This is a genomic window from Blautia hansenii (genome assembly GCF_013304445.1).
In the GTDB taxonomy this organism is placed as follows: Bacteria; Bacillota; Clostridia; order Lachnospirales; family Lachnospiraceae; genus Blautia.
Map to the genome: position 1 here is coordinate 1 of NZ_JAAITA010000056.1, position 1489 is coordinate 1489.

Consider the following 1489-nt stretch of genomic DNA (forward strand, 5'->3'; position numbering starts at 1 on the left):
GGGAGTATCCCAAAGTTTGTGTAAACCTTCAAACTGATGTAAGATAGACTTACCAGTTTGGAGGTTTATTTTATGGCAAGAAAAAAGGATACCCCACAAAAAGCAGCTCTTCGGGAAATGATGGGCAACTACCTGAAAGAGAACAATGTAACGGTCAAGGATGGAACGGATGTCAATTCCATTATGCGGGATATGATGTCCATCATCCTGGAAGGTGCCCTGGATCAGGAAATGGATGAGGAACTGGGATATTCCAAGTATGATTATCGGAACAAGGAAACAGATAATTCCAGAAATGGCCATTCCCAGAAGACCATGCATACCAGCTACGGCGATATGGAGATTGATATCCCAAGAGACCGGAAAGGAGAGTTTGAACCACAGATCGTCAAAAAGTATCAGAATACGGTCACTCAGGACATGGAAGAAAAGATCATCTCCATGTATGCCAAAGGAATGACTACGAATGATATCGAAAGCCATATGCGGGAACTCTATGACATCGAGATTTCTGACAGCACCATCAGCAGGATCACGGATAAAATCCTGCCCATCGTAAAAGAATGGCAGGAACGGCCTTTGGAGGAAATCTATGCGGTCGTTTTCATGGACGCTATCCATTACCATGTCCGTAATGAAGGCAGGATTGTAAAACGTGCGGTTTATGTCGCTATCGGAATCGACATGGAAGGGCATAAAGACGTGCTCGGCATGTATGTAGGGCAAAATGAGAGTGCAAAGTTCTGGCTTTCCATTTTGAACGGACTGAAAAACCGTGGCGTAGAAGATATCCTGATCGCATGCGTAGACGGCCTGACAGGCTTTCCACAGGCGATTGAAGCCGTTTTCCCGGATACTGAGATCCAACAGTGTATCATTCATCAGATCCGGAATACGACAAAGTTCGTTTCTTATAAGGAACTCAAGCCGTTGATGGCTGATCTGAAACGTGTATATGCAGCTCCAACGGAAGAAATCGCACGGGCTGAACTGGATAGTTTTGATGAGAAATGGAGCGGGAAATATCCCAAAATCGCAAAATCATGGAAGGATAACTGGGCGAATCTTTCAACGTATTTCAAGTATCCGGAAGCGGTCCGCCGCTTAATCTATACCACGAATACCATCGAGGGATTTAACCGGCAGCTGCGGAAGGTCACGAAATCCAAGACGGTATTCCCTTCGGATGAGAGTCTCCTGAAAATGCTGTATCTGGCCATGGTGGATATCACGAAAAAATGGACTGGACACCGACAGGATTGGGGACAGATCCATTCGCAGCTGGAAATATTTTTTGAAGAACGATTATCCGGATTATAAGCTGTTTCTGGCCTTTCAGGGCTGGCCCAGCCAGCCCTGCTTGACATGTCTGGAAACTGCATTATAATACAAGCAAGGGCAGAACCTCAAAAAATCGGCTCTGCCCAGAATAACTAATGACATATCTTATATCAGTTTTTTGAGTTTACACAAAACTTGAAACGGTCTC

Annotated in this window: 1 protein-coding gene; it reads left to right on the forward strand. The window is 44.9% G+C overall.

Features of this window, described 5'->3' with window-relative positions:
* Positions 1-72: 72 nt before the first annotated feature.
* A complete protein-coding gene (locus G5A70_RS15440) occupies positions 73-1320 on the forward strand; it encodes an IS256 family transposase (protein WP_404806912.1) in 1248 nt (415 codons plus the stop codon).
* Positions 1321-1489: the final 169 nt, after the last annotated feature.

Bases quoted from the DNA above. Each gene is read 5' to 3' on its own strand.
- G5A70_RS15440 (WP_404806912.1), top strand. From the start codon at position 73: ATGGCAAGAAAAAAGGATACCCCACAAAAAGCAGCTCTTCGGGAAATG.